22 protein-coding genes are annotated in these 25,808 nt (G+C 60.7%); 14 read left to right on the plus strand and 8 right to left on the minus strand.

The window, feature by feature from the left end:
• Nucleotides 1–5: 5 nt before the first annotated feature.
• The 4 genes from ada (at nt 6) to mgtE (ending at nt 5,016) form a co-directional block, all read left to right on the plus strand.
• Complete coding sequence (gene ada, locus DBY73_RS06675; protein ID WP_112010394.1) at nt 6–1,064, plus strand: bifunctional DNA-binding transcriptional regulator/O6-methylguanine-DNA methyltransferase Ada; 1,059 nt, start codon at nt 6–8, stop codon at nt 1,062–1,064.
• On the plus strand, nt 1,064–1,732 hold the full coding sequence (gene alkB, locus DBY73_RS06680; RefSeq protein WP_112010395.1) for a DNA oxidative demethylase AlkB: 669 nt from the start codon (nt 1,064–1,066) through the stop codon (nt 1,730–1,732). Before ada ends, alkB begins: the two co-directional genes overlap by 1 nt.
• Nucleotides 1,733–1,789: 57 nt before the next feature.
• Nucleotides 1,790–3,433 (plus strand): multidrug ABC transporter permease/ATP-binding protein, encoded by a 1,644-nt coding sequence (locus tag DBY73_RS06685; protein WP_112010396.1) that lies wholly within the window; start codon nt 1,790–1,792, stop codon nt 3,431–3,433.
• Between the two features lie 146 nt (nt 3,434–3,579).
• Nucleotides 3,580–5,016: a magnesium transporter gene (mgtE, locus tag DBY73_RS06690; RefSeq protein WP_112010397.1), complete on the plus strand. Its 1,437-nt coding sequence runs from the start codon at nt 3,580–3,582 to the stop codon at nt 5,014–5,016.
• Here mgtE and DBY73_RS06695 read toward each other — a convergent pair.
• Complete coding sequence (locus DBY73_RS06695) at nt 4,979–6,262, minus strand: SulP family inorganic anion transporter (protein WP_112010398.1); 1,284 nt, start codon at nt 6,260–6,262, stop codon at nt 4,979–4,981. The two genes, mgtE and DBY73_RS06695, sit on opposite strands and share 38 nt — an antisense overlap.
• Before the next feature lie 184 nt (nt 6,263–6,446).
• On the opposite strand from DBY73_RS06695, the gene mqo reads away from it, so the two are divergent.
• Nucleotides 6,447–8,096 carry a malate dehydrogenase (quinone) gene (gene mqo / locus DBY73_RS06700; protein WP_112010399.1) on the plus strand — a complete coding sequence of 550 codons (1,650 nt, stop codon included), beginning with the start codon at nt 6,447–6,449 and terminating at the stop codon, nt 8,094–8,096.
• 81 nt (nt 8,097–8,177) lie between these two features.
• Here mqo and eco read toward each other — a convergent pair whose 3' ends face one another.
• On the minus strand, nt 8,178–8,654 hold the full coding sequence (eco, locus tag DBY73_RS06705; RefSeq protein ID WP_146745752.1) for a serine protease inhibitor ecotin: 477 nt from the start codon (nt 8,652–8,654) through the stop codon (nt 8,178–8,180).
• Between the two features lie 234 nt (nt 8,655–8,888).
• Between eco and DBY73_RS06710 the strand changes: the two genes are divergently transcribed.
• Nucleotides 8,889–9,149 (plus strand): DUF2534 family protein, encoded by a 261-nt coding sequence (locus DBY73_RS06710; RefSeq protein ID WP_112010401.1) that lies wholly within the window; start codon nt 8,889–8,891, stop codon nt 9,147–9,149.
• A gap of 53 nt (nt 9,150–9,202) precedes the next feature.
• On the opposite strand, the gene DBY73_RS06715 is transcribed toward DBY73_RS06710, so the two are convergent.
• From DBY73_RS06715 to DBY73_RS06740, 6 genes are read right to left on the minus strand one after another with little or no spacing between them, the layout of a single operon-like run.
• Entirely contained in the window at nt 9,203–9,595 is a 393-nt protein-coding gene (locus DBY73_RS06715; protein WP_112010402.1) for a DUF4280 domain-containing protein, read from the minus strand.
• The gene (locus tag DBY73_RS06720; RefSeq protein WP_258458382.1) at nt 9,592–10,515 is read right to left on the minus strand and encodes a type VI secretion system ImpA family N-terminal domain-containing protein; all 924 of its coding nucleotides are present in this window, start codon (nt 10,513–10,515) and stop codon (nt 9,592–9,594) included. The genes DBY73_RS06715 and DBY73_RS06720 overlap by 4 nt, the downstream gene beginning before the upstream one ends.
• Nucleotides 10,512–14,048: a type VI secretion protein IcmF/TssM N-terminal domain-containing protein gene (locus DBY73_RS06725; protein WP_112010404.1), complete on the minus strand. Its 3,537-nt coding sequence runs from the start codon at nt 14,046–14,048 to the stop codon at nt 10,512–10,514. Before DBY73_RS06725 ends, DBY73_RS06720 begins: the two co-directional genes overlap by 4 nt.
• Complete coding sequence (locus tag DBY73_RS06730; protein ID WP_112010405.1) at nt 14,045–14,794, minus strand: DotU family type IV/VI secretion system protein; 750 nt, start codon at nt 14,792–14,794, stop codon at nt 14,045–14,047. Before DBY73_RS06730 ends, DBY73_RS06725 begins: the two co-directional genes overlap by 4 nt.
• Nucleotides 14,775–16,112 carry a type VI secretion system baseplate subunit TssK gene (gene tssK / locus DBY73_RS06735; RefSeq protein WP_112010406.1) on the minus strand — a complete coding sequence of 446 codons (1,338 nt, stop codon included), beginning with the start codon at nt 16,110–16,112 and terminating at the stop codon, nt 14,775–14,777. The genes DBY73_RS06730 and tssK overlap by 20 nt, the downstream gene beginning before the upstream one ends.
• Nucleotides 16,113–16,126: 14 nt before the next feature.
• On the minus strand, nt 16,127–16,477 hold the full coding sequence (locus tag DBY73_RS06740; protein ID WP_258458383.1) for a T6SS protein Cts2N: 351 nt from the start codon (nt 16,475–16,477) through the stop codon (nt 16,127–16,129).
• Nucleotides 16,478–17,028: 551 nt separating this feature from the next.
• Between DBY73_RS06740 and tssB the strand changes: the two genes are divergently transcribed.
• The 8 genes from tssB to DBY73_RS06780 are packed head-to-tail and all read left to right on the plus strand — an operon-like array spanning nt 17,029 to nt 25,672.
• Nucleotides 17,029–17,541 carry a type VI secretion system contractile sheath small subunit gene (gene tssB / locus DBY73_RS06745; protein ID WP_112010407.1) on the plus strand — a complete coding sequence of 171 codons (513 nt, stop codon included), beginning with the start codon at nt 17,029–17,031 and terminating at the stop codon, nt 17,539–17,541.
• Between the two features lie 17 nt (nt 17,542–17,558).
• On the plus strand, nt 17,559–19,040 hold the full coding sequence (gene tssC, locus DBY73_RS06750) for a type VI secretion system contractile sheath large subunit (RefSeq protein ID WP_112010408.1): 1,482 nt from the start codon (nt 17,559–17,561) through the stop codon (nt 19,038–19,040).
• Nucleotides 19,041–19,059: 19 nt separating this feature from the next.
• A complete protein-coding gene (locus tag DBY73_RS06755) occupies nt 19,060–19,536 on the plus strand; it encodes an Hcp family type VI secretion system effector (protein ID WP_112010409.1) in 477 nt (158 codons plus the stop codon).
• A gap of 20 nt (nt 19,537–19,556) precedes the next feature.
• Nucleotides 19,557–19,928, plus strand: coding sequence for a type VI secretion system baseplate subunit TssE (gene tssE / locus DBY73_RS06760; protein ID WP_112010410.1), 372 nt, complete (start codon nt 19,557–19,559; stop codon nt 19,926–19,928).
• Between the two features lie 19 nt (nt 19,929–19,947).
• A complete protein-coding gene (tssF, locus tag DBY73_RS06765) occupies nt 19,948–21,669 on the plus strand; it encodes a type VI secretion system baseplate subunit TssF (protein ID WP_112010411.1) in 1,722 nt (573 codons plus the stop codon).
• On the plus strand, nt 21,633–22,565 hold the full coding sequence (gene tssG, locus DBY73_RS06770) for a type VI secretion system baseplate subunit TssG (protein WP_112010420.1): 933 nt from the start codon (nt 21,633–21,635) through the stop codon (nt 22,563–22,565). The genes tssF and tssG overlap by 37 nt, the downstream gene beginning before the upstream one ends.
• Nucleotides 22,556–25,057 carry a type VI secretion system ATPase TssH gene (gene tssH, locus DBY73_RS06775; RefSeq protein WP_112010412.1) on the plus strand — a complete coding sequence of 834 codons (2,502 nt, stop codon included), beginning with the start codon at nt 22,556–22,558 and terminating at the stop codon, nt 25,055–25,057. The genes tssG and tssH overlap by 10 nt, the downstream gene beginning before the upstream one ends.
• 18 nt (nt 25,058–25,075) lie before the next feature.
• Entirely contained in the window at nt 25,076–25,672 is a 597-nt protein-coding gene (locus DBY73_RS06780; protein WP_112010413.1) for a DNA/RNA non-specific endonuclease, read from the plus strand.
• Nucleotides 25,673–25,808: the final 136 nt, after the last annotated feature.

Genomic DNA, 25,808 nt, shown 5'->3' on the forward strand with positions numbered 1-25,808 from the left:
CGATGATGAAACATGTAGCCTTTACGACCGATGAGGAGCGCTGGCTGGCGGTGCTGGCCCGCGATCCGGATGCGGATAATCAGTTTGTCTTTGCCGTGCAAACGACCGGCATTTTCTGCCGCCCGTCCTGTCGCGCCCGCCGCGCGCTGCGTGAAAACGTCCGCTTTTATCCTGATGCACAGCACGCAGCCGAGGACGGTTTCAGGCCGTGCAAACGCTGCATGCCGGACAAAATCAATCCGCAGGAACAGAAGCTGGCTAAGGTAGAGCAGGCCTGCCGACTGCTGGAGCACGATCCCGCCCTGACGCTGGAAGGGCTGGCCCGGCAGGTGGCCATGAGTCCTTTCCACTTCCACCGGCTGTTTAAATCGATCACCGGCATGACGCCTAAAGCCTGGCAGCAGGCGGCGCGGGAAAAGCGCCTGCGCCGCGCGCTGGCGCAGGGGGATAAAATTACCGATGCCGTGCTGGCGGCAGGATTCCCGGACAGCAGCAGCTTCTATCGCAAAGCGGATGCCGCGCTGGGGATGACCGCAAAGCAGTATCGCAAAGGCGACGCCGCCGTGCGTTACGCTATCGCTGACTGCTCGCTAGGCCGCTGCCTGGTGGGCGAAAGCGAGCGGGGAATTTGCGCGATACTGCTGGGTGACGACGACGCTGAGGTCACGAATGAGCTGGTGTCGCTGTTTCCGCACGCCCGGCCCGAGCCGATGCGGGGCGACTTTGCCCGCCGCGTCATGCAGGTCATTGCCAGCATCGACAGCCAGGCCTTGCCGCTAACGCTGCCGCTGGATATCCGCGGTACGGCCTTTCAGCAGCAGGTCTGGCAGGCGCTGAGGGCAATTCCCTGCGGCGAGACGGCAAGCTATCAGCAGGTGGCGCGAAGCATTGGCAAGCCGAACGCCGTGCGCGCCGTGGCGGGCGCGTGCGCGGCAAATACGCTGGCGATTGTTATTCCGTGTCACCGCGTAGTGCGAAACGACGGCGCGCTGTCCGGCTACCGCTGGGGAACGGCGCGTAAAGCGCATCTTTTACGCCGCGAAACTAAAACGCAGGAGGGCTAATGCTCGATCTTTTTGCTGACGCTGAACCCTGGCAGGAACCGCTGGCGCCGGGGGCGACGATCCTGCGCCGCTTTGCGCTGTCGCGCGCGGCGGCGCTGTTTGACGCAATGGCTTCGGTCGCAGCGATCTCGCCGTTTCGCCATATGGTGACGCCGGGAGGCTACACCATGTCGGTTGCGATGACCAACTGCGGCACGCTGGGCTGGGCGACGGACGCGCGCGGCTATGTCTACGCCGAAACCGACCCCGTGACCGATAAGCCCTGGCCACCGATCCCGCCTCTGTTTGCGGCGCTGTGCCATGACGCGGCGGTAGAGGCGGGCTACCCTGATTTTCAGCCGGACGCCTGCCTTATTAACCGCTATGCCGTGGGCGCAAAGCTCTCGCTGCACCAGGACAAAGACGAGCCAGACCTGCGCGCGCCGATTGTCTCCGTCTCGCTAGGGCTGCCGGCTATTTTCCAGTTCGGCGGCCTTCGGCGTAACGATCCGCTGCAGCGCCTGATGCTGGAGCACGGTGACGTTGTGGTCTGGGGCAGGGAGTCGCGGCTCTTCTATCACGGCATTCAGCCGCTCAAACCCGGCGTTCATCCCCTGACGGGCGAGTTCCGCTATAACCTGACCTTCCGGCAGGCGGGGATGGCGAATAAAAATAAGAATTATTCTTGATGTGAGCGTCGGGCAGTTTACACTGCTGGCTGATTTTTCTTGTTCGGATTGCTCTGCATGCAACTACTTCTTCTTGTCTGGCGTCAGTACCGCTGGCCATTTATCGCGGTGATGGCGCTCAGCCTCGCCAGCGCGGCGTTGGGGATTGGGCTGATTGCGTTTATCAACGTGCGGCTCATCGAAATGGTCGACACCTCGCTCTCCGTTCTGCCGGAGTTTCTTGGCCTCCTCCTCCTGCTGATGGCCGTGACGCTCGGCTCCCAGCTCGCCCTGACCGCGCTGGGCCACCACTTCGTTTTCCGCCTGCGCGGCGAGTTTATCAAACGGATTCTCGATACTCCGGTAGAGCGTATTGAGCAGCTCGGCAGCGCCTCCCTTTTGGCGGGGCTGACCAGCGACGTGCGCGCCATCACCATTGCGTTCGTGCGTCTGCCGGAGCTGGTGCAGGGGATTATTCTTACCTTCGGCTCCGCGGCGTATCTGGCGTGGCTGTCGACGAAAATGCTGGCCGTGACCGCGCTGTGGATTGTCATCACCATCTGGGGCGGGTTTGTGCTGGTATCGCGCGTGTATAAGCACATGGCGGTGCTGCGGGAAACGGAAGATAAGCTCTACAACGACTATCAGACGGTGCTGGAAGGGCGTAAAGAGCTGACGCTGAACCGCGAGCGCGCCGAGCATATTTTTAACCACCTCTATATGCCGGACGCGCGCGAGTATCGTCACCATATTATTCGCGCCGATACGTTCCACCTGAGCGCGGTGAACTGGTCGAACATTATGATGCTCGGCGCCATCGGGCTGGTGTTCTGGATGGCAAACAGCCTCGGCTGGGCCGATACTAACGTTGCGGCAACCTACTCGCTGACGCTGCTGTTTTTGCGCACGCCGCTGCTCTCCGCCGTCGGCGCGCTGCCCACGCTGCTCAGTGCCCAGGTGGCCTTCAATAAGCTCAGGAAGTTTGAGCTCGCGCCGTTCAGGGCCGAGTTTCCGCGCCCGCAGGCGTTCCCGAACTGGCAAACGCTTGAGCTGCGCGACGTAACGTTCCGCTACCAGGAGAATGCCTTCTCGGTCGGGCCGATTAATTTGACCCTGCACCGCGGCGAGCTGCTGTTTCTGATTGGCGGCAACGGCAGCGGAAAATCGACGCTGGCGATGCTGCTGACCGGGCTGTATCAGCCGCTGTCGGGGGAAATTCTGCTCGACGGCAAGGCGCTGAGCGCGGAGAAACCGGAGGACTACCGCAAGCTGTTTTCGGCAGTGTTTACGGACGTCTGGCTCTTTGACAGGCTGCTCGGGCCCGAAGGGCAGGAGGCTAATCCGGCGCTGGTGGAGAAGTGGCTGGCGCATCTGCAGATGTCGCACAAGCTGGAGCTCCAGGACGGCAAGATCCTCAATCTTAAGCTCTCAAAAGGGCAGAAAAAGCGCGTGGCGCTGCTGCTGGCCCTGGCGGAGGAGCGCGATATTATCCTGCTGGACGAATGGGCGGCGGATCAGGACCCGCACTTCCGCCGCGAATTTTACCAGGTGCTGCTGCCGCTGATGAAGGAGATGGGCAAGACCATCTTTGCAATCAGCCATGATGACCACTACTTCATCCATGCCGATCGTCTGCTGGAGATGCGCGACGGCAGGCTAAGCGAGCTGACGGGCGACGAGCGCGACGCCGCGTCGCGTGATGCGGTGGCGCGCACGGCCTGAGCCTCACCTTAACCCTCTCCCACAGGGAGAGGGGACAAATCGCGGCCCGTATGCCGTTTTTTTCTCCATCTCCCGCCGTTGTTTATTCTTATTTACATATCTCCGCGCTATGCTTAATGCCATCTCATTTCATGGATTTATGATTAATGTCGGTATTGAACAAAAACAGCGCAAGGTTGCGCGATCAGGAGCGTGCGCGCCTCATCTGGCTCCTTACGACCGATAAAGCGGTCACCTCTACGCTATTGGGAAAATTGACCCTGGCTGAGCAATATGATGTCGGTACGTTAGCCGACGATATTGCTGAGGTAGGTGCGCTGGTTGCCCATTTACCGCCGCCCGACCTGGCGGATACGCTTGAAGCCCTGCCGTCCGAGGAGCGTCACGCCCTGTGGCGCCTGGTGCAGGACCACGAGCGCGGGCAGGTTCTGCTTGAAGCCTCTGAAAACGTCTGGGACGACCTGATCGATGAGATGAGCGACCGGGACATCCTTGATGCGGTCCAGACGCTCGACATCGACGAGCAGATTTACCTCGTGCAGCACCTGCCGCGAAACCTGACGGGACGCCTGCTGGCCTCGCTGCCGGCGGACGAGCGCGCCCGCGTGCGTCAGGTGATGCACTACGAGAAAAACAGCGTCGGCGCGATCATGGAGTTCGGCGTCATCATGGTGCGCCCGGACGTCACGCTCGGCACCGTGCAGCGCTACCTGCGCCGCCTCGGCAAGATGCCGGACAACACCGATAAGCTGTTTGTCACCTCGCGGGACAAAACCCTGCTCGGCGAGCTGGAGCTCAAAACCATCCTGCTCAACAGCGCGCAGCGGCGGGTGAGCGAGGTGATGGAAACCGAGCCGATGGTCTTCTCCCCGGAGGATGACGCTGAGAAAGCGGCCCGTACCTTTGAACGTGATGACCTTGTCAGCGCCGCAGTGGTGGACTCCGTCGGCAAGCTGATGGGGCGTCTGACCATCGACGAGATCGTGGACGTCGTCTACGAAGAAACCGACAACGACCTGCGCGCCCTCGGCGGGATCAGCGCGGAAGATGACGTGCATGCCTCGGTGGGCAAGGCGGTGAAAACCCGCTGGGCGTGGCTGGCGATCAACCTCTGCACCGCGTTTATCGCTTCCCGCGTCATCGACGGGTTTGAGCACACCATTTCCCAACTGGTGGCGCTGGCCTCGCTGATGCCGATCGTGGCGGGCATTGGCGGTAACACCGGCAACCAGACCATCACCATGATCGTTCGCGCCCTGGCGCTGGAGAACATTCAGCCCGGCAACTTTGCCTTCCTGATCTTCAGGGAGATGGGCGTGGCGTTGATCAACGGCCTGGTGTGGGGCGGGATCATGGGCGGCATTACCTGGTGGCTGTACGACGATATGGCGCTGGGCGGCGTAATGATGCTGGCGATGGTCCTGAACCTGCTGGTGGCGTCGATGATGGGCGTTATTATCCCGTTAACGATGACCAAACTGGGGCGCGACCCCGCGGTGGGGTCGAGCGTGATGATCACCGCCATTACCGATACCGGCGGCTTCTTTATTTTCCTTGGGCTGGCGACGGTGTTTCTTCTTTAGCCAGGCGCGCGCGCCTGAGGCGGGCAGGGAGAATAACCATCACTACGATCCCGCCCAATACCCCAATCGCCAGGTTACCGGTCGAGACGGTGGCGGCCACCGTCACCAGCATCACCAGCGTTTCGGCTACCGGCGCGCGCTTGACGGTCGCGGGCTGAACGCTGTGCCAGCTGAACGTTTTCACCGCCACGATGGCCATGATCCCGGCCAGCACGGCCATCGGTATTTTTGCCATCACCTCGCTCAGCGCCGTGACCAGCACCAGCAGCACGGCGGCGGCGGCAATGGTGGAGACGCGGCTGCGGCCTTTGCCCATCTCCACGTTGACGATGGTTTGCCCAATCATCGCGCAGCCCGCAATGCCGCCGTAAAATCCGGCCAGAATATTCCCGACGCCCAGCCCAATGCTTTCGCGACGCTTGCTTGACGGCGTTGCGGTCAGCTCGTCTACCAGCTTCGCGGTCAGCAGCGATTCAAGCAGGCCGACAAACGCGATGCTCAGCGCGCAGGGCCAGATGATGCTCAGCGTCTCAAGATTGAGCGGCACCAGCAGTTCCGTTAGCCCCGGCAGGCCGCCGCTCATGGAGCCTTCGTCGCCCACGGTCGGCAGGATCTGCCCGGTGGTGACGGTGAACAGGGTTAACACCACGATGGCAATCAGCGGCGACGGCACGCTTTTAACGTAGCGCGGCACCCACAGCACGATCAGCAGCGTCAGGACGAACAGCCCGAGGATCAGCGGGCTGCGGCTCCAGAAATGCGGAACCTGGGCGAAGAAAATCAGTATTCCCAGCGCGTTAACAAAACCGGTCATCACCGGCTGAGGCACAAAACGCATCAGCCGCGCCATCCCCAGCGCGCCGAAGAGGATCTGGATGACGCCCGCCATGATAACGGCGGGGAGAATGTACTGAACGCCGTGCTGGTGGACCATTGGTCCAATGACCAGCGCGACGGAGCCCGCGGCGGCGGTCACCATCGCCGGGCGGCCGCCCAGCACGGAGAGGGCAAAGCAGAGCACCACGGAGGCGACCAGGCTGACCTTCGGATCAACGCCCGCGACAACGGAAAACGAAATCACTTCCGGGATCAGGGCGAGGGCGGTAATCACGCCCGCCAGCGTTTCGCGCATCAGGCGAGAGGGGGAACGAATCACGTTGATAACGCGATCTTGAGATTGAGTTAAAGGCATAGCAGTTCGCAGGTTAGGGCAGGCTTCCGTGCGCGCGATCACAAAGTGCAGCATAGTAGCCACAATCGTCGCGCTTTGCTACCCGCACGCGGAATGCCACACAAACATTCCACCATTAAATTTCACAATTACAATAATTTCGTAACCTTTAAACAATATTTAAAAGTTGCTACCGTTGCCTCCGCAGTTTTTTCACCTGCAATTTCCACGCACAAGTACATTCAACGAAGGCAAAATTATGAAAAAAATGACTGCCATGCTCTTTTCTCTGGCCGTGGGGCTGAACGCCGTCTCAATGGCGGCGAAAGCAGACGCACCAAAAGAGCAGGAGACGGACGTCCTTTTAATTGGTGGCGGCATCATGAGCGCTACTCTGGGAACCTATCTGCAAGAGCTTCAGCCGGACTGGTCGATGACCATGGTCGAGCGCCTCGACGGCGTGGCGCAGGAAAGCTCTAACGGCTGGAACAACGCCGGCACCGGCCATTCGGCACTCATGGAACTGAACTATACGCCGCAGAAAAAGGACGGTTCCATTAGTATCGAGAAGGCGGTGGAGATTAACGAAGCCTTCCAGATCTCACGCCAGTTCTGGTCTCACCAGGTCAACAGCGGCGTGATGCACGATCCGCACTCCTTCATTAATACCGTACCGCACATGAGCTTCGTCTGGGGCGACCAGAACGTGAACTTCCTGCGCGCGCGCTATGCGGCGCTGCAGCAGAGCACCCTGTTCCGCGGCATGAAATATTCTGAAGATCACGCGCAGATCAAAGAGTGGGCGCCGCTGGTCATGGAAGGGCGCGATCCGAACCAGAAGGTGGCCGCCACGCGTACCGAAATCGGCACCGACGTGAACTACGGGGAAATCACCCGCCAGCTGGTGGGCGCTCTGAAGAAGAAAGAGAACTTCAACCTGCAGCTCAGCACCGAGGTGCGCGGCTTTAAGCGCAACGCGGACAACAGCTGGAGCGTGACCGTTGCCGATCTGAAAAACAACGACGCCGAGCGCGTCATCAAGGCGAAGTTTGTCTTTATCGGTGCCGGCGGCGCGGCGCTGAAGCTGCTGCAGGAGACCGGGATTCCTGAAGCGGACGACTACGCGGGCTTCCCGGTGGGCGGCCAGTTCCTCGTATCCGAGAACCCTGAAGTGGTTAACCGCCATCTGGCGAAAGTCTACGGCCAGGCCTCCGTCGGCGCGCCGCCGATGTCCGTACCGCACATCGATACCCGCATGCTGGACGGCAAGCGCGTGGTGCTGTTCGGGCCGTTCGCCACCTTCTCAACGAAGTTCCTGAAAAACGGCTCGCTGTTCGACCTGCTGAGCGCGACCACCACCTCCAACTTCAAGCCGATGGTGGACGTAGGCCTGGATAACTTCGATCTGGTGAAATACCTGATTAGCCAGGTGATGCTCTCCGACGACGACCGCTTCGCGGCGCTGAAAGAGTACTATCCGCAGGCGAAGAAAGAGGACTGGCGTTTGTGGCAGGCGGGCCAGCGCGTGCAGATTATCAAGCGCGATCCGAAAGAGGGCGGCGTGCTGCGTCTGGGTACGGAAGTGGTGAGCGATAAGGATGGCACCATTGCCGCGCTGCTGGGCGCGTCACCGGGCGCGTCAACCGCTGCGCCAATCATGCTGCACCTGATGGAAAAAGTGTTTAAAGATAAAGTTGCCAGCCCGGAGTGGCAGGCGAAGCTGAAAACCATTATTCCGTCTTACGGCACGAAGCTGAACGGCAACGTCGAGGCAACGGAGCAGGAGCTGGAGTACACCAGCCGCGTGCTGCAGCTGCAGTACGTGAAGCCGCAGGCGGCAGACGCTGCGCCTAAGGCAGAGCTGAAGCCTCAGCCGGAGAACAAACCGGTCGCGGATATCGCGCTGTAAGGTAAAAGCTAGTGTTTTCCCCCTCTCCCGGTGGGAGAGGGTTGGGGTGAGGGCCCGGTGAAGCCGTCACCCGACTTATTCTTAACGCACTACCGCTTGTCCCACCGTCTCGTCCGCCTTCCACACGCGATACTTCACGTCAACGTTTTCCGGCGTATACACCACGATCGGCAGCTTGCTGTTGTAGCGAAGCAGGCTATTGTCGCCCAGATACGCGGTCACAAATTTCTTCTCTTTTTTGCCGTCCGGGCAGGCCATCATGGTGGAGACCGGAGACGTCACTTTGTCGAAGACGTAGTAGTCATAGCCCCAGCCTTCCAGGGTTTTGCTTTCCAGCTGGCCGCCCAGGCGATGCTGGTTGCAGTCCACCTCAAGCGTCTGGCCAATTAGCAGCTCAACTTTAAAGTTCCCTTCGTCTTGCTGAACGGGGAGCTGAATCACCTGGCGCTTCATGCCTTTCTCCGCCTGCGGATACGGCGCGACTTTTTCCAGCGGCTGCTCTTTCTGAGCGTCATTAGCAAACGCGCTGACGCTTACGGCAGCGGCAATCAGGGCAATGGCAAATTTAGGGGCGTTTTTCACAGTTATTCCTTTTTGTTAAAACGAACGGATTCAGACTAGCATAATCCATATGAATGATTGGAGTGATTTACTTATATTTTCGAAATGAACAGCGTGATGAACTGCCTTTGATGGCATTGACTGGTGGTTTGTGCTGATGTGGAGTCAGGGGAAGGATCGTGTTATTTTAAGCGCCAGATATTGTTATTCATCTGTAAAGGGAATTGAGACATGGTTCGCGAAAAACTGAAAACGCCCGAAGGGCGCAAATTTCTCCTCGCTCTGCTGGTGGTCTTTATGATTGCCGCAGCGTGCGTTGGCCGGGCAACCATCGTTGGCGTGATTGAACAGTACAACATTCCGCTCTCCCAGTGGACGACCAGCATGTTTGTCCTGCAATCCGCCATGATCTTTGTTTACAGCCTGGTCTTCACCGTTCTTCTTGCCATCCCGCTGGGCATCTTCTTCCTCGGCGGGCGCGACAAGCACTGAGCATATCGAACGACGCCGACGCGTTTCATCCCTGAAGCGCGCCGGCGCCTCGTCTATGCCACCACCGTCGTGACCTGCCCCGGGAAGCTTATCTGAATCACGCCGCCCCACATGCACATGAGCTGTGACTGCGCGGTGAGGGCGGGCGCATTGCCCACCATTATCGTTGGCGAACCCGGCACCCAGGGGGCAATGGTCGATGGAATGCACGGCATCGGCGTCAGAACCCCAAGCGCCGCCGCGGTGGCCGCGGCTACGGTCGGGTTGGCGATGCTGTTGCACATCCCGAAGGGCAAGATATTAATAAACGGCTTGTTATCCAGAATATTTGCCATCGGCATGTTGTTGACGATTGTTCGGCTGACGGGCATGACGTTCAGCGTGGCGGGCGCGACGCCGAATGAACACTGCATGACTGCGCCGGTACAAACTCCTGGACAACTCATGGTAACACCCCCATTTGCCGCCACAGTCGGCGGGCGGATTCATCGCTGTTAATCAGTTCCGAGAGCAGCTCCGGCAGCGGCATATGCCCCCAGGCAAAGGCGCGGTACAGCAAATAGGGCACCGGGCTGTGTGGTTCGGTGCGCGCCAGGTAATCCGCCACCTGCTTCATCACCCGATAGGCCTGTTCCCGATCCGCCAACGCGATAGCCTCGCTGGCCACGGGCGGCGTCTCCATTACCAGCGGCGGCGGCGCTTGCGGCGCAACGTTCCCCAGCGCCTGCAGGCCCGTTTTGATCTTTTGCTCCAGCGCGCTGAAGGAGGGGGCCGAGGCGGCGGGCCAGCTCTGGCATACGGCATTCAGGCGCGTAAGCCACTCCAGGCTTTCCGTCAACGCCTGAACCTGCGCGGCGTCTGCGCCGGGCAGTGGGATTGCCGCAAGCTTCCCCTGCTGCCATTGCGCTAACGAGACGTTTTCCCCGTTGACGCAAAAGAGCGGGGCCTCGGCAATCAGCGCGGCGTAATGCTGCGCCATCCAGCGCAGTGGCGCGGCGCGATAGTCGTAATCCCCCTCTTTGATCTGCGGATGCAGCTCCTCCGGGTAGCGTTCCAGCGCCAGCGTCGCCAGCGCCAGCGCGTCGGGCAGGGCGGCCAGGCCGCGCGTTCTGATCCACGCTTCGCCCAGCCAGCCCATAATCACCAGGTCCTTACTCAGCGTTTCGGTCAGCTCAACGGCGATGCTGGCGACGTCCTCCCAGTCGGCGCGCCGCGGCGTGCTCTGCCAGACGCCGGTGGGCAGCGTTTCGTCATCCTGCTGCCGGGCGGCGACCAGCCTGTCAAACGCCGGCGAGTAGCGGATTGGATCTCCGCAGCGGTTATCCGCCGCAATGGGCGCCAGCAGCGCCTCGATATGTTCCATCATTGTCCTCCTGATAATCCCTGCTCGGTTAGGGGGATCCACGGTAGCGGCGTCTTTTCTTTGCTATCCAGCAGGGCGATCTGCAAAAAGACGGTCGCCTGCATCTGCTGATGACCCTCGCCCACCGGAAGCATAAAGCGCAGCGGCAGAGGCTGCGCCAGCGCGCCGCCCACGCGCTGTTCCCCAATCATTCTCAGCAGCGACCACGCTCCCTGCCAGCGCCAGCGGCCCGTATCTCCGCTTACCGTCACGCTGGCTTGCGCGCTGCCCGGCAGGGGGCGCCAGGCGGAGTTCGCGGCCCAGCGCAGGCTGAAGCTCAGGCTGTCGCCGCTGCGCCACTGGAGATCGGTTGCTCCCCCCGGATAGCTGATGCTTTGCTGATTGCCGATTAGCCGCCAGTCGGCTATCTGGTCCGCGCCGCTTTCGCGCTGGCGCGAGGTTCGCCAGATAACCCGCACGGTCACCCCTTCGGGCGCAACCAGCGCGGCCAGCAGCGGCCGTGCCGCCGCCAGCTGCTGAATCAGCGGCGGCTGTTCGGCTAGCGCCTCCGCCGGAAGCTGTGCGAGCAGCTCGTTCAGCTCCCGCACCCGGTCGACGTCGGCATCCGGCGCGTGCGGCACGGCGGTGAAGGGAAACCGCCCCGACAGCCAGGCGTTGTAGAGCGTGAAAATTTTCTGCGTCGCGCCGACGCTCGCCTGCTGGCGCAGCTGACGGCACTTTTGCTGCGAGGCGTTGACCAGCGCGTTCAGCGACTGGCTGTAAAAATCAATGCCGCCGGACGCCCCGTACTGCGCCAGTTCGTCCCGGCAGTTTTGCGCGCTCATCGTCGGGAGCGCGGCGGCAAGGGCATTCATCTGGACCGGCGGGCTCCCCGGATCCTGCTCCTGCATTCGCTGCATGGCCCGAAGCGAGCTGCTCCAGCGGGCGATCGGCTGATTATCTTCCGGCGTAAGCCAGCCGCGCTGCCTGTCGAGCCAGTCAATGTCCTGCTGATAGCGGGCCAGCGCCGCGGAGATTTGCTCCGCCTGCGCGGCGGCCCAGCCTGCCGCCTTCTGGCCGCTGGCCTGCGCCTGTTCGGCGGTGGCGTAGCTGACGGGCGGGGGATCCACCGCCGGAAGCAGCGCGCTGCCGTCCTGACGCACCCGGGCAATCACCTGAGCGGCAATTTGCCGGCGCAGCGCGTCGGCGGCCTGAGGGCGATTAAGCTGGCCGAACGCGTCAATAACACGGTCCGCGCTGGCGGTGCTAATAGCGTTGCTTTGCGCCACGCTGGCCGCGCCCGCGTAGAGCGCCTGGCGCATGGCGTTTTCCGCCGCCTGCTGCGCCAGCTGGGCCAGCCTCGGACGCCAGACGCTGTCCGGGAGCTGCTGCATAAAGCGCTCATACCCGGCGTACAGCGCCTGCGCCTGCTGAAGCTGCAGGTTGCCCGGGTATCCCGCATCAGGTTCCGTATCCGCGCTAACGCCCTGCTGCCAGAAGGGCTGATTCAGCAGGTCGCGCAGGCTTTTCTGCAGCGCCAGAATATCCGGCGATACGTTGAAATCGCCTTCCGGCGCCTGTTCGGTCAGGGAAGAGAAGTGCAGCCGGGAGCCGTCGACCTGCGCCAGGAAGCGCTGGCGCAGCAGGGCTTCGTGACGCAGCAGCGCCCCAATCACGCCGTTGTCGATCAGCCGCAGCGCGCGGGCCTGGGCCAGCAGCTCGTCCAGCGGCAGGCGGATCGGCGTGTGCGTGGCGTCGCGGCTGAGATTGTTGATTGTCGTCAGCGTACCCTGCAGGCGGCTCACCTGGCGGACCAGCGAACGCACGAACAGCGGGGTGACGCGCGTGCCGTTGCTGAACAGCGTAAGCAGCTGCTCGAGCTGCTCTTCATGGGTATCAAGGCTGGTGTTGCCATAGTTCTGCTCCAGCCAGCGCAGGGTTTCACGGGAAAACAGCGCGCTGATGCGCTGGGTCAGTTCGCTGGCGTCGGGCAACCGCAGGCGAGAAAGGTTAAGCGTCGCGAACATCGCGTTCAGCGCCTCCTGCGATGGCAGCGAGTCGGCGTCGACCTTCACGCCCCAGACGCTGTCGCTGACGGTCGCCAGCGTCTGCACGGTAGGTTTTTTTACCTGCATCAGCTGGAGCAAGGGCAGATAGCGCGACTCCATCTGCTTTGCCTGGGCCAGAAGGTGCTGGATCTGCCGGTAGCGTTCTTCCGGCAGCAGATCGTCCCCGTCCTGGCCGTCGTTTTCCTGGCTTTGCAGGCAGATGCCGTTGGTCGCGGGCACCAGCAGGCTGCTCAGGGTGGCGCTGTTGAAGGTTTCCCGCAGCCTGGTATCGGTACGGCTGAACAGCGAGCCGGGCCAGACGACGGAGCGAAACTGCCATTGCGGGATCGCGTTTAGCACGCGCCAGTACAGGGCGGCCGAGCGATCGCCGGGGGCATCGGCGGTTTGCGCCGCCAGTATCTGCAGGCGGTCGTGCAGCTGCTGGGCGTTAGGATATTGGTACCGCCAGCACCAGATCATGGCGATAAGCCACGCGACGCAAAGACAGCTGTAGCAGGCGAGGGTGATAAAATGGCGGCGCAGGTTCAGGCGCAGCAGGCGGCGTGCGGGCAGGGCGAGCCCGCGCTCCGCGGCGATTTTTCCACCGAGCAGCGCCTGGCAAAACTGCATCTGCGGTTTGTCCTCCGTCAGGGTTCTGGCGACAAACCAGATCCCCCTGAGCAGCGGCGGCTCGTCGCGGGCGTTGCTGTTGAGCAGCGTATCAAAATAGTCGTGGAGCGGCGCGGCGAGCGGCGGAATAGACTCCGGCAGCCGGAACAGCGCGGGCGGCGTATTTCCCTGCAGCGCGCCGAGTTCGGTAATGGTCTGGCGCAGCGCTGCCCGGGTAGTGTCCAGCGCATCGTCGATCCGCTGCGGCTTCCAGACCGCTTCCCTGGCCATGGGGATCGCGCTGCCGACAGGGCTGCGGCGCGCCTCCGGAGGGATCTGCGCAAGCAGCGCGGCGGTACCGTCCAGCGATTCCATGCCGCTGATGAGCAGGTAGATGGGCAGGCTTAGCCCGCAAACCTGCTGGATCTGCTGACAGTGGTTCAGCAGGCCGGCGCGAGCGGCACCATCGCCGCTCAGCGCCTCCAGCGGCAGGGTGATAGCCAGGGCATCGAGCGGACGCTGAGGGCGGCTTTTCACTAGCGCGGCCAGCAATTTTTGCCAGTCATTCTGGCGGATAAGCCGTTTCTTTCCGGCGGCTTGTAACGCCTGCGGCACGCAAAGCAGGCTGCACTGCGGGTTAAACCACCACTGCCCGAACCAGTTTTCCGCGCCGTCGGTCAGCGACCAGCTGCGGCAGAGCAGGCGGTTGTCCTCTTCGTTGCCGAGCATCAGGACGCGCATGTTGTCATAGGGATCCCGATCGCCGCAGGCGCGCTGGATCTCCTTTTGCGCGCGGATGAAGGTATTGTTGCGATACTCCCACTGCCACCAGACGCACCAGAGCGTAAGGGCCAGCACTACCAGCACGATAATCAACAGCGTCAGCCAGGGTTGCGTCACTTTTCATCTCCCGGGCAGGACTGGGTGACCGGAAAGTCCGGCAGCGTGTTGACGCCAATCGCCTCTTCAATGCTGAACCACAGGCGCTGGCTTAGCAGCAGCAGCGCCAGCAGCACGATAATGGCGATGAGGTGCAGCTGGGAATTATCCGGCAGGCGGCGGCGCGCCGGGAGCTGCAGGGGCGAGCCCAGCGACGCGGAGGCCATACGCTCGGCGATATCATCGGCCTGCGCGTCGCACTGGAAGGCGAAAAGCCAGAGCAGGCGGCAGGTTTCCTGTCGGAACTGGGGGTTAAAATCCTCGCGGCGGGAGCCGAACCCGAGCGTCAGGCAGCGTAGCCAGACCGCGGCTATATCTCGCTGCCCCGGGTGACGCTCGCTGAGCACGCTGTCAATCTTGCGCGGGATCCGATCCCCCGCGCAGTGGGTTTGCCACAGATGATATTCCAGCGGGCAGCTTTGCCACAGGCCGAGCGCGGGCCAGTCGCTGTAAAGAACCGTTTCATCGATCAGCGCCACCAGCGCGTAAATGGCGTCATCAATCTGCTGCTGAAAGGGCGAGCCCAGCTCGCGCGTCAGGCGTCGGCCGTATTCCGCCACGAGGTGATTCGCGTATTCAAACGCCTGAAGATGCAGCGCATCGGGCGGCAGCGTGCTGCTTTTCCAGCCGTCGAATTGTACAAGCCAGCGGGAGAAGGCGTCATCAAACAGCCGGCTGGCGGGCATGTCAGGAGCCGCGGGCGTCATGGCGATCCTCCTGTCGGTAAAGCATCATTTGCTGCGGCATCGCGTCCGTTTCATGGAGCGGCGCGACCACCAGCGGCGCCTCTTTTTCAAACCACTGGGGGGTCAGCGTCAGGGTGAACAGCGCGATGCTGCCGTCGATCTCCCAGTCGCCGCGCTTTTGTGACGCCAGCGGGACGAAAGTCATGCCGTGCATTCGCTGGCGGCGCAGGATGGGCAGAAAGGGCTGGCTGGCAATCAGGCTGCGCTGGAGCCACGCGTCGGCCCGGGCGGCGTCGCCGTTGGGCATCAGAATGCCGATAACGACCTCTTCCCCGGCGTGCACATCCGCCGGAAGCCGCAGGGAGAAATGGCCGCCTTCTCTGCTGAAGCTGAGCCGGAGGTAGCGGCGATGAACGTGCGCCAGCTGCGCATTCAGCAGTGAAAACAGCGTGGCAAAGCCGGGATGCATGTTCTGGTAATCGAAGGCGGGCAGCAGGGGCAGCGTTTTGTCCTGGGTCAGCATCGCCGTCTGCCCAACGAACAGGCACAGCGCGCGCCAGAGATCCTGCGGATGCGTCTCTCCGCCGTTGACCAGCGTTTCCAGCAGCGGCAGCGTTCCCTGAATGCTCTGTAGCGACAGCGTCAGCCACAGCCAGTCGTCGCCGCGCTGATTCTGCTGCGCCAGCTGCATCTCCCGGCTCAGGAACAGGATTTTCTCTCTTGCCTGCAGGCAGATCTGGCGCGCGTGGCGGCTGAGATAGCTCGCTTCGCTGACGCGGGGCGAGGGGGGGAACCACTCGCTTTGACGAAAACCGCCTTCGGTGTAGACCACCTGCAGCAGCGGCAGGCAGACGAAATCGGCGCGCTCGTGCGACATCAGCAGGCGCGGCGCGGGCTGCCAGAGGGGGATGCTTTCCGGAAATTCACCGCTGCACAGGTCCGGCAGCGGCGCGCTGTTAATGGAGCGGTTGCGGGTGCTCATCTGCTGCCACTCTCCGGCGCGGCTGTGCGGCGCCAGCGCCAGCCAGAGCCGCTGCTCGCTGTCCGGCGCTGCCGGGAGCAGGCGCGCGCAGTCAAATTCGAGCGGTGAATCGCCGTCGATGCGGTAATCAACCGGCGTACCGTCGGGCATGATGGCCTCCAGGTGCAGAATGCGCAGCACGCCAGCGCACAGCGCCGCCTCATAGATCTGCAGCTCTTTTACGCCCCAGAAAAAGGGGTTAGCGCTCCGCGCAAGCGCGGCGGAAAGAATTTCATTACGCAATGCCTGCATCTGGAAATGCTGGGGCAGCATTGCCATTCCTTCATACCAGCAGACCATTGCCGGAATTGTGCTCATCGTATCTTCCTTGTTCAGGGCGCGAGGACGGCCTCATCGGTCATCAGTAACAGGTGCAAAGCATTGTCGTTATCCAGGCGTAACCGGTGCTCGCCTTCGCTGCGGTAGCGGGCAAACAGCAGGATCGCTTCTGCCTGGGCGCCCAGCAGCGGGTTTTCATTGGCAACGAAGCGGGAGCCCGGCACCAGCTCCAGCGACCAGACGCGGAGCCCGTCCGGCGCGTCGCGCAGCAGCTGCGATTTGGCGTTGAACCACTGCGCAGCGGTGAGCGCCTGCACGGTGGGGGTCAGCGCGCTATCGGAAACGGCGACAATATCCACAGCAACAGGAGCGTTATCATTTGCATCTGGAACGGTTTCAATCACGACAGCCTTGAATTCAACCCGGTTTTGCCAGAACGAACAGCCGTTATTTAGAAAAATTAAGAAACCCAGAAATAGTATTTTGGCTGCCCGACATTGACCGATTGTCATAAACATCCTTTTATGCCTGCCATACGAAATATGACATATATTAGCCAGACGTAATCACTGTATATGCGCCATTTGGGGAATGTCTCTTTCTAAAGAAGGTAATTAATGATCCTGGTTTGCTTTTTGATTTGAATCATTATTCAAGACATATTCCGGAATAAAAGTATCGATTGAAATGCATTCGTGCGATGAATGTTTTGCGTGTTTGTATTTTATTTATTGATGGTCTTTGTTTTATCTCCTTGAATTTCAACGGTTAAATTCTTGTGATTGATATTTATCAAATAAATAATTTCTTGTGAAAAAAGTAAAAAATTAGATTGATATTTAATTTTGGCTGTGTTCTTTATATTAGCCGTAGTTATTCAGAAAAATCGTGTTTCCGAATAATGGTGCTGCCGGTTTAGCACCAGGGATACTATTGCTTTAAAAAAGGATTAAATATGGCAGAGAGCATTCAGCATAAACTCAACCGTATTAGGCCGCCGCGCGTGCAAATAACCTATGACGTCGAAACGGGCGGTGCGATTGAGAAAAAAGAACTTCCGCTTGTCGTGGGAATTTTAGCGGATTTATCCGGGCAGCCCGCATCGCCGCCTGAAAAATTACGCGAGCGCCGTTTTGTCGAAATCGATCGTGATAATTTTGATGATGTGCTCTCGTCCCTCTCTCCACGCCTGGCCATGCAGGTTGAAAATCGGCTCGCTAACGATGGCAGCAAGCTCAACGTTGAGCTGCACTTTGGCGAATTTGATGACTTCTCCCCCCTCAATATTATCAACCAGGTGAAGCCGCTTCAGCGCCTGCTGCAGGCCAGGCAGCGCCTGCGCGATCTGCTGACCAAGCTGGACGGCAATGACGATTTGGACGCGCTGTTGCAGCAGGTGGTCAACGATAACGCTGAGCTACAGACGTTAAGACCGGCAGCCGAAGAACAACCGGCCGAAAACGCGTAACGGAAAGGAGAAGCGCAATGGACAATGTTCAGGAACAAGCTGAAACCGGCGGGCAGACGGTCACGCTGAGCGTGCTGGATCGCATTATCCAGGAAGGAAGAATGGCGCGCGATGAGCTGCAGCAGACCTACGCGCGCGACATGCTGGAAGAGCTGGCGACGCAGATCCTCGACGAGGGGATGGCGATAGAGAGCGACACCGTGGCGATGATTAACCACCGTATCGCGCAGATCGATGCGCTTATCAGCGATCAGCTTAATGAAGTGCTGCACCATCCCGATATGCAGAAGCTGGAGGCCTCGTGGCGCGGCCTGCATCAGTTTGTCATGAACACCGAAACCAGCACGCGGCTGAAGCTTCGCCTGCTGAACGTTTCGCGCAAAGAGCTTCAGGACGATCTGGAAAAAGCGGTGGAGTTCGACCAGAGCACGCTGTTTAAAAAGCTGTATGAGGACGAGTACGGCACCTTTGGCGGCAACCCGTACAGCGTGCTGGTGGGGGATTTTGAGTTCGGCCGCCATCCGCAGGACGTGGCGCTGCTGGAGAAAATCTCCCAGGTTGCGGCGGCGGCCCATGCGCCGTTTATCGCCTCTGCCAGCCCGCGCCTGTTTGATATGGGCTCGTTTGCCGAGCTGAACGTGCCGCGCGATCTGGCGAAGATCTTCGAGAGCACCGAGCTAATCAAATGGCGGGCGTTCCGCGAGAGCGACGATTCCCGCTATGTATCGCTGGTGCTGCCGCACGTCCTGCAGCGCCTGCCGTACGGCCCGGACACGGTGCCGGTGGAGGGCGTCAACTTTGTCGAGGACGTAGACGGCCTCGATGCCAGCAAATACCTGTGGGGCAACGCCGCCTGGGTGCTGGCCAACCGCATTACCGAAGCCTTTGCCCTGTACGGCTGGTGTGCGGCGATCCGCGGCGCGGAGGGGGGCGGGCTGGTGGAAAGCCTTCCGGCGCACACCTTCGCCACGCCGTCCGGCGATATCAGCCTGCGCTGCCCGACGGAGATCGCCATCACCGACCGCCGTGAGAAAGAGCTTAACGATCTCGGGTTTATCGCGCTGTGCCACAAGAAGAATACCAACACCGCCGCGTTCTTTGGCGGGCAGACGACCAATCAGGCCAGGATTTACAACACGCCGGAGGCTAACGCCAACGCGCGGATCTCGGCAATGTTGCCGTACATCCTTGCCGCCTCGCGCTTTGCGCACTACCTGAAGGTGATTATGCGCGACAAGGTCGGCAGCTTTATGAGCCGCGATGACGTGGATCGCTATCTCAACAACTGGATTGCAGATTACGTATTACTGACTGACAGCGCCCCGCAGGAGATCAAAGCGCGTTATCCGCTGCGCGAAGCGCGGGTGGACGTGAGTGAAGTGCCTGGCAAACCGGGCGTTTATCGCGCAGTCGTGTTCCTGCGCCCGCACTTCCAACTGGAAGAGTTGACGACCTCTATCCGCCTGGTTGCTGAACTGCCGCCGCCAGCAACAGCATGATAAAAAAGGAAAATAAACCATGGATGCGATTTTTTTAAAGCTCGATGATGTTAAAGGCGAAAGTCAGGTCGAAGGATTTAAAGACCAAATCGAAATTATGTCCTTCAGCCATAACGTGGCGATGCAGGTTACCAACGACGTCAGCAACACTGAACGCACCTCCGGACGGGCGCATGTCGGAGAAATGTCACTGACTAAGTTTGTCGATCTTGCCACGCCGAAACTGAATGAATACTGCTGCAGCGGAAAGATGGTCAAAACAGCTGTGCTGACGCTATGTCGTAATGATGACGCCAAAATGCTGCCATTTATCGTTTACACCCTGGATAACGTGATTATCTCGCATCTGAGCGTTAGCGGTGGTTCCGGCGGTAAACCGGTCGAAACCATGTCGCTGAACTTCACCAAAATAAAATGGGAAATCACCGCTCAGAAACTGGGGGGTCAGAAAGAGGGCAATGTTTCTTCCGTCTGGGATATGGCGATGAATAAATAATCGTAACCTGAGGCTATAGCATGTTATTGCCAGTCGCACTATTTGACAGGCTACAGGATGAGGAGATCGCCCCGCGAGAATCGGTGCGCCGGGAGCTGAGCCGACTGTTCAACTCCCGCGCCCCGGCGGATGCCGACGCGCTACCGCCGCTGCTCGCCTGGGGCGTGCCGGAATGGCACGGCCTGAACGGGGGCGATGAAAGGGTGCTTGACTGGTTTTGCCGCCAGCTTCGCGCCGCCATTTTGCGCCATGAGCCGCGCATCCAGTCGCTCACGGTGCGTGCCGGAAAGGCGCACCATCAGACGCTGACGCTGCATCTCGACGTCATGCTGCACAGCGACGACAGGCCGCTGACGCTGAACTTGACCTATCTGCACGGCAGCTGGCGGTAACCTCCGCAGGAGAAGATCAATGGACGATCGCTTGCTTGAAGACTATTTGCAGGAGCTCAAATGGCTGCGCGCCGCCAGCGGCGAGTTTGCCCGTCGGCATCCGCACGTCGCGGCCCGCCTGCGGCTGAGCGAGTTCGATTGCCCCGATCCCCACGTCGAGCGGCTGCTGGAAGGCTTTGCGCTGCAAAGCGCCCGGCTGCATCAGCGCCTTGACGACGGCTTTGGCGAGCTGTGCGAATCGCTGCTGGAGCAGCTCTCTCCTCACGTCATGCGTCCTTTTCCCGCCTGCGCGACCGCCTGCTTTATCCCCGATCCGCTGGCGGGCGATCTCAGCCAGGGCTATCCGATCCCCGCCGGGACGCCGCTGTACGCGCTAAAGGCAGGCGGAGAAACCCTCTGGTGGCGCACGGCGCTTGCCCACACCCTGTGGCCGCTGGCTATCGACGATGTTGCCTGGTGCGACGCCGCGCAGGCCCGGCAGCTTTGCGGGCTGCCCCAGGCGCGCGGCGCGCTTCGCATCACGCTGCGCTGCCTGCCGCCGCATCGGTTTTCGACGCTGGCGATAGACCGCCTGCGGATCCATCTCTGCGGATCCCCGCAAATCAACGCCGCGCTGTTTGACCTGCTGTACGCCCACGCGACGGGCCCGCGCCGCCCGCTGCCGGTGGGGCTAATGAATGCCGGAGAGATTTTGCCCAGCGAACCGGGCGTGGAGTCCAGCGCGCTGGCGCTGAGCGCGTGGATGAACTGCCCGCAGGCGCTGATGTACTTTGACCTGCCGCTCCCCGAGACGGGCGACGGCGACACGCTGACGCTCTGCATCCCGTTCGACAGGGCGCCGCAGGCCGCGCAGCACGTTCAGCCCGGCGATATCCGCCTGGGCTGCACGCCGGTGGTGAACCTTTTCACCCGCACCGCTGAACCGCTGCTGGCCGAACACACCCGCAGCGAGCATCGGCTGGTGGCGGACCATCACGACAGCAGCGTGCAGATCTATCGTCTGCAGGAGCTGTGGATGAGCCGCCGCGAGGAGGCCTGGCGCGTCCCGCCGTACTATTCGGCGCGCGGGCACAGCAATGCCCGCTGGTTCTGGCACGCAAGGCGCAATCGCCTTCAGGGGAACGAACTGTGGCTTACGCTGGTGGACAGCCGGTTCGATCCGTTTGAACGCGCGGAGGAAACCAGCCTGACGGCAAAGCTGTGGTGTACCAACGGCGACAGCGCGGCGCAGCTCTGTGCGGGAGCCGCGCTGACCTTTGAACAGCCCGGCCCGGTGGCGCAGGTTTGCCTGCTCGGCACGCCGACGGCGCCTTCTGCACCGGCCTCCCGGCGGGAAGCGCGCTGGAAGCTGCTCTCAACGCTGGCGCTCAACCATCTGTCGCTGACGGAAGGGGAAGCGGCGCTGGAGACGCTGAAGGAGCAGCTGGCGCTGTATGCCCCTTCTGCCGCTTCACCCGCTATCTGGCAGCACATCAACGGCATCTGCGGGATGCGCTGTCAGCGGGTGAGTGAACATCGCGGGCGGGACGCCTGGCGCGGCTGGCGAAACGGTATCCGGGTGACGCTGGAGCTCGATCCGCAGGCGTTTACCGGCAGCAGCCGCCTGCTGTTTGCCGGCATTATCGCCCGCTTTCTGGCGCGCAACGCCACCGCGAACGGTTTTGTGCATACGGTATTGCAGGACGAAGGAGAGGAGCTGTCGCTATGGACAGAAGCCGACCGAACCGCGCTGATAGCGTAATGGCGCAGCTGAGGCGCGAGCCGTGGCGCTTCTCGCTGGAGCAGTGCGTCCGCATCCTCGAAGCGGCGGGCGAAGCGCCCGAGCTGCGGGGCGATTTGGGGCTGGCGTTCAGCCCGGCGGAGGTAAGCTCGCTGGAGGAGGGCGCTCTTCAGGTGCGCAGCCTGGGGCCGGGCGGCGCGGACGGCGTGCTGCCCTACGGCTGGCTGGAGTGGCTGCAGCAGGCGACGCAGGATAAAAACCGCGCGCCGCAGGATTTTATCCATCTGTTTGAGCAGCGTTTTATTCATCATCACTGCCGCAGCCTGAGTTTATATCGACTGGCGACGCCCTACGCCCGCCGCGAGGACGCGCCGGGGCTAGCGGTGATGCGGGCGCTGTGCGGTTTCGACGTGGAGGCGATGAAAAAGCATGAGGCTGCGCTGATGCATTGCGCGGGGCTTATCAACCGCAGGCGCTCAACGGCGGGATTTGTCGCGCTGGTGGCGGAGGTGCTCGGCATTGCCGTGGAGCCTGAAGAGTTTGTCGGACGCTGGCAGCCTTTACCGCTGGCGTCTCAGAGCCGCACCGGATGCCGACTCGGGCGCAATAGCGTGGCCGGACGGCGGGTCTGGAACCAGCACGCGGCGCTGCGGGTGCATCTGCATGCCGGAGACGCCGCGCGATGGCGCACCTTTTTGCCCGGCGAGCCTGGGTTTGTTCAGCTTACCCGGCTTGGTTATCTCTGGTTTGGCGCGGGGATCACGCTTGAGCTGATGATGCGCGGCACGCTGACGCTGGACAATCGTTTAAGACGCGCCGCGCCGCCGCGCCTGGGCTTTACCGCACAGCTGACGGGGCGCAGGCCCGCGTCGTTTCGCTGCCAACAGTCGCTTCAGGAGAACAACACATGGATTTAAAAGCGCTGGTACAACGCCTTAACCCGATCTGCCTGCGTGCGCTGGAGCAGGCCGCCGAGCGCAGCAGGGCGCAGGGGCACTGGTTTGTGGAGCCCGAGCATCTGCTGCTGGCGCTGCTGGATGAGGAACGCGGCGACGTTGCCTGCTGCCTGAACGGCGCGGCAATCCCTGCTGACGCGTTGCGCGAAGAGATCCGCCGGGCGCAGGCGCAGTTCAAAACCGGCTGCACGCGGATGCCGGTTTTTTCCGTCCAGCTGGTCGAACTGCTGGAAGGGGCGATCCTGCTGGCCGTCTTCCAGAGCAGCGCGCAGGTGCGTTCGGCGCTGCTGCTGCTGACGCTGCTCACCCGCGAGCGGCTGCGCGCGCAGCTGGCGCAGGGAATGCCGTCGCTGCTGAGGCTCTCCGCGGAAACGCTGGAAAGCCAGTGGCGGAACTGGTGCCTCAGTTCCGTTGAAGAACAGCGCGATGCCGCGTCCGGCGATGCGCCGACGCATAGCGGCGGGGTGCTGGAACAATACACCCACGATTTGACCCGCGATGCGCGAGAAGGGCGTATCGACCCGATCATCGGGCGCGACGGGGAAATTCGCCATTGCATCGACATCCTGCTGCGCCGCAGGCAGAACAACCCGATTCTGGTGGGCGCGCCCGGCGTCGGCAAAACCGCGGTGGCCGAAGGGCTGGCGCGACGCATCGCCGAAGGCAGCGTGCCGCCGCCGCTGCGCGACGTGGCGCTGCTGTCGCTCGATCTCGGCCTGCTGCAGGCGGGCGCGGGCGTCAAAGGCGAATTTGAGCAGCGGCTGAAGGGCGTCATCGATGCGGTAAAAAAATCCTCACAGCCAATCATTCTGTTTATCGACGAAGCCCACACGCTGATTGGCGCGGGCGGCGCCGAGGGCGGCAGCGACGCCGCCAACCTGCTGAAACCGGCGCTGGCGCGCGGGGAACTGCGCACCGTCGCCGCCACCACCTGGCAGGAATATAAAAAGTATTTTGAGAAGGATCCGGCGCTGGACCGGCGTTTTCAGCGCATCCAGATTGAAGAGCCCGACGAAGCGAGCGCCGTGATCATGCTGAGGGCGGTGGCCGACAAGCTGGAGGCGCATCACGGCGTGCAAATTCTGGATACCGCGATCCGCGAGGCGGTGCGGCTTTCACAGCGCTATATCTCCGGGCGTCAGATGCCGGACAAAGCCATCAGCGTGCTCGACACCGCCTGCGCGCGGGTGTCGCTGGCGCAGCATGATGTGCCGCCCGCGCTGGAAGAAATCCGTCAGCAGCAGGCGGCGATCGAAGAAGAGAGCGAGCGTCTGAATCGCGAGCTGCTGGTCGGCGTCGAGCATCATGACCGACTGTGCGAACTGGAGGCGCAGGCGGAAAAACTGCAGCTTCAGGCGCGGGAAGTGGAAGGGCGTTGGCAGGACGAGCGTCAGCGGGTCGGCGAACTGCTGGCCGCCCGCCAGCGGATGCTGGATCTCAGCGAGCGGCTGGACGACGACGAGGAACTGGAGCAGGAGCTGGTGGAGTGCGCGGCGCTAATCGGCAAGCTGGAAACCGCCGCTGCGCAACTGCGTGAGGAGGTGCCGCTGGTGCCGGACTGCGTGGACCCGGCGACCGTCGCGGCGGTGATCGGCGGCTGGACGGGCATTCCGCTCGGGCAGATGCTCACCGACGAAGCCCACGCCCTGCGCACGCTGGTGGAACGCATGAGCGAGCGGGTGATGGGGCAGCAGGCGGCGCTGGAAACTATCGCCCAGCGCCTGCGCGCCTATCGCAGCGGCCTGACCGATCCGCAAAAACCGGTCGGCGTGTTCCTGCTGGTGGGGCCAACCGGCGTCGGCAAAACCGAAACCGCCTACGCGCTGGCCGATGCCCTGTACGGCGGCGAACGCAATCTGATCACCATTAACCTGTCTGAATACCAGGAAGCGCATACCGCCAGCCAGCTGAAAGGCGCGCCGCCGGGCTACGTCGGCTACGGCAGCGGTGGGGCGTTAACCGAAGCCGTGCGCCGTCGCCCTTATTCGGTGGTACTGCTCGACGAAATCGAAAAGGCGCACCCGGACGTGCTGGAGGTGTTCTATAACGTCTTCGACAAAGGCGTAATGGAAGACGGCACCGGGCTGATTGTTGATTTCAAAAATACGGTGATGCTGGCGACCAGCAACGTGGGGGCGGAGTTAATTCTCGACACGCCAGCGATTGAATTAAACAGCGAGCGGTTTAATGAGGCATTGCGTGAGGAGTTGTTAACCCATTTCCGCCCGGCGTTTTTAGCAAGGATGACGACGGTGGCGTATCGGGCTTTGGATGAGGACATATTAAAAGGGATTGTGCTGGCGAAGCTGGAGAAATTAGCACAGAGATATTTAATGGCGACGGGAGAGAAGTTAAATATGGAGGATGGGTTGGTCGAAAGGGTAATAGAGAGATGTAAGGGTGTGGGGGCTAGGGATGTTGAGAATCTGGTTGTTGGGGAAGTGATGGGTTAAATCTATAGAGGGAAATATATGCCTGCTTATACAAACGTAACACTAACTGTGCATGGTATTACGGCTACCGTACCGAGTACAGCCTCAGCTATTTTGAAGTCAGATAATATGAACGACGGAAGAAAAGTTAATGGAGATATCTATCCACCGGGGTTTGTTCGAGGTACATGCCCTGAGCACCATCAAAGAGGACATCTAATTGGTAAGGCACTTGGCGGCGATGGAGGGGATAAAAATAATTTAGTTACTTTAACCGATGGAACTAACCATCCTATAATGTATGAATATGAGCATTTAGTTCACCAGTATGTAAAGTCTCATCCGAATATTGATTTTTATTATATTGTTAGTGCCAAATACGATGCAAATAATTATCATCTGACGACATTAGGTAATTATGGTGCAATGCATAACCCATACTGTCCATTCCCTTGTCCGGAGTCATTGACAATTGAATTTTATTATATAGACAATAACGGTCATAGATCTTATCCCATTTCAATACCAGCAAATAATGCTGTATTTGGTACACAAACTTTGATTATACCGAATGGAGTGTATAAGTTTCATGAAGGACATGTAGTTCATGTAGCTAATGGCTGTTGGGCTGCCTAGATTATATGGTGAAATATGATATATTTGTTGACTAAAGAATATAAAATAAATTTATTACGGGATGATGATGATGTCTTTCTTATTTTTGTTATGGAATGGAATGAGCTTTCTTATTTCATTTCTAAAAAAAATATAA

Source organism: Enterobacter sp. RIT418, assembly GCF_003057745.1.
In the GTDB taxonomy this organism is placed as follows: Bacteria; Pseudomonadota; Gammaproteobacteria; order Enterobacterales; family Enterobacteriaceae; genus Enterobacter.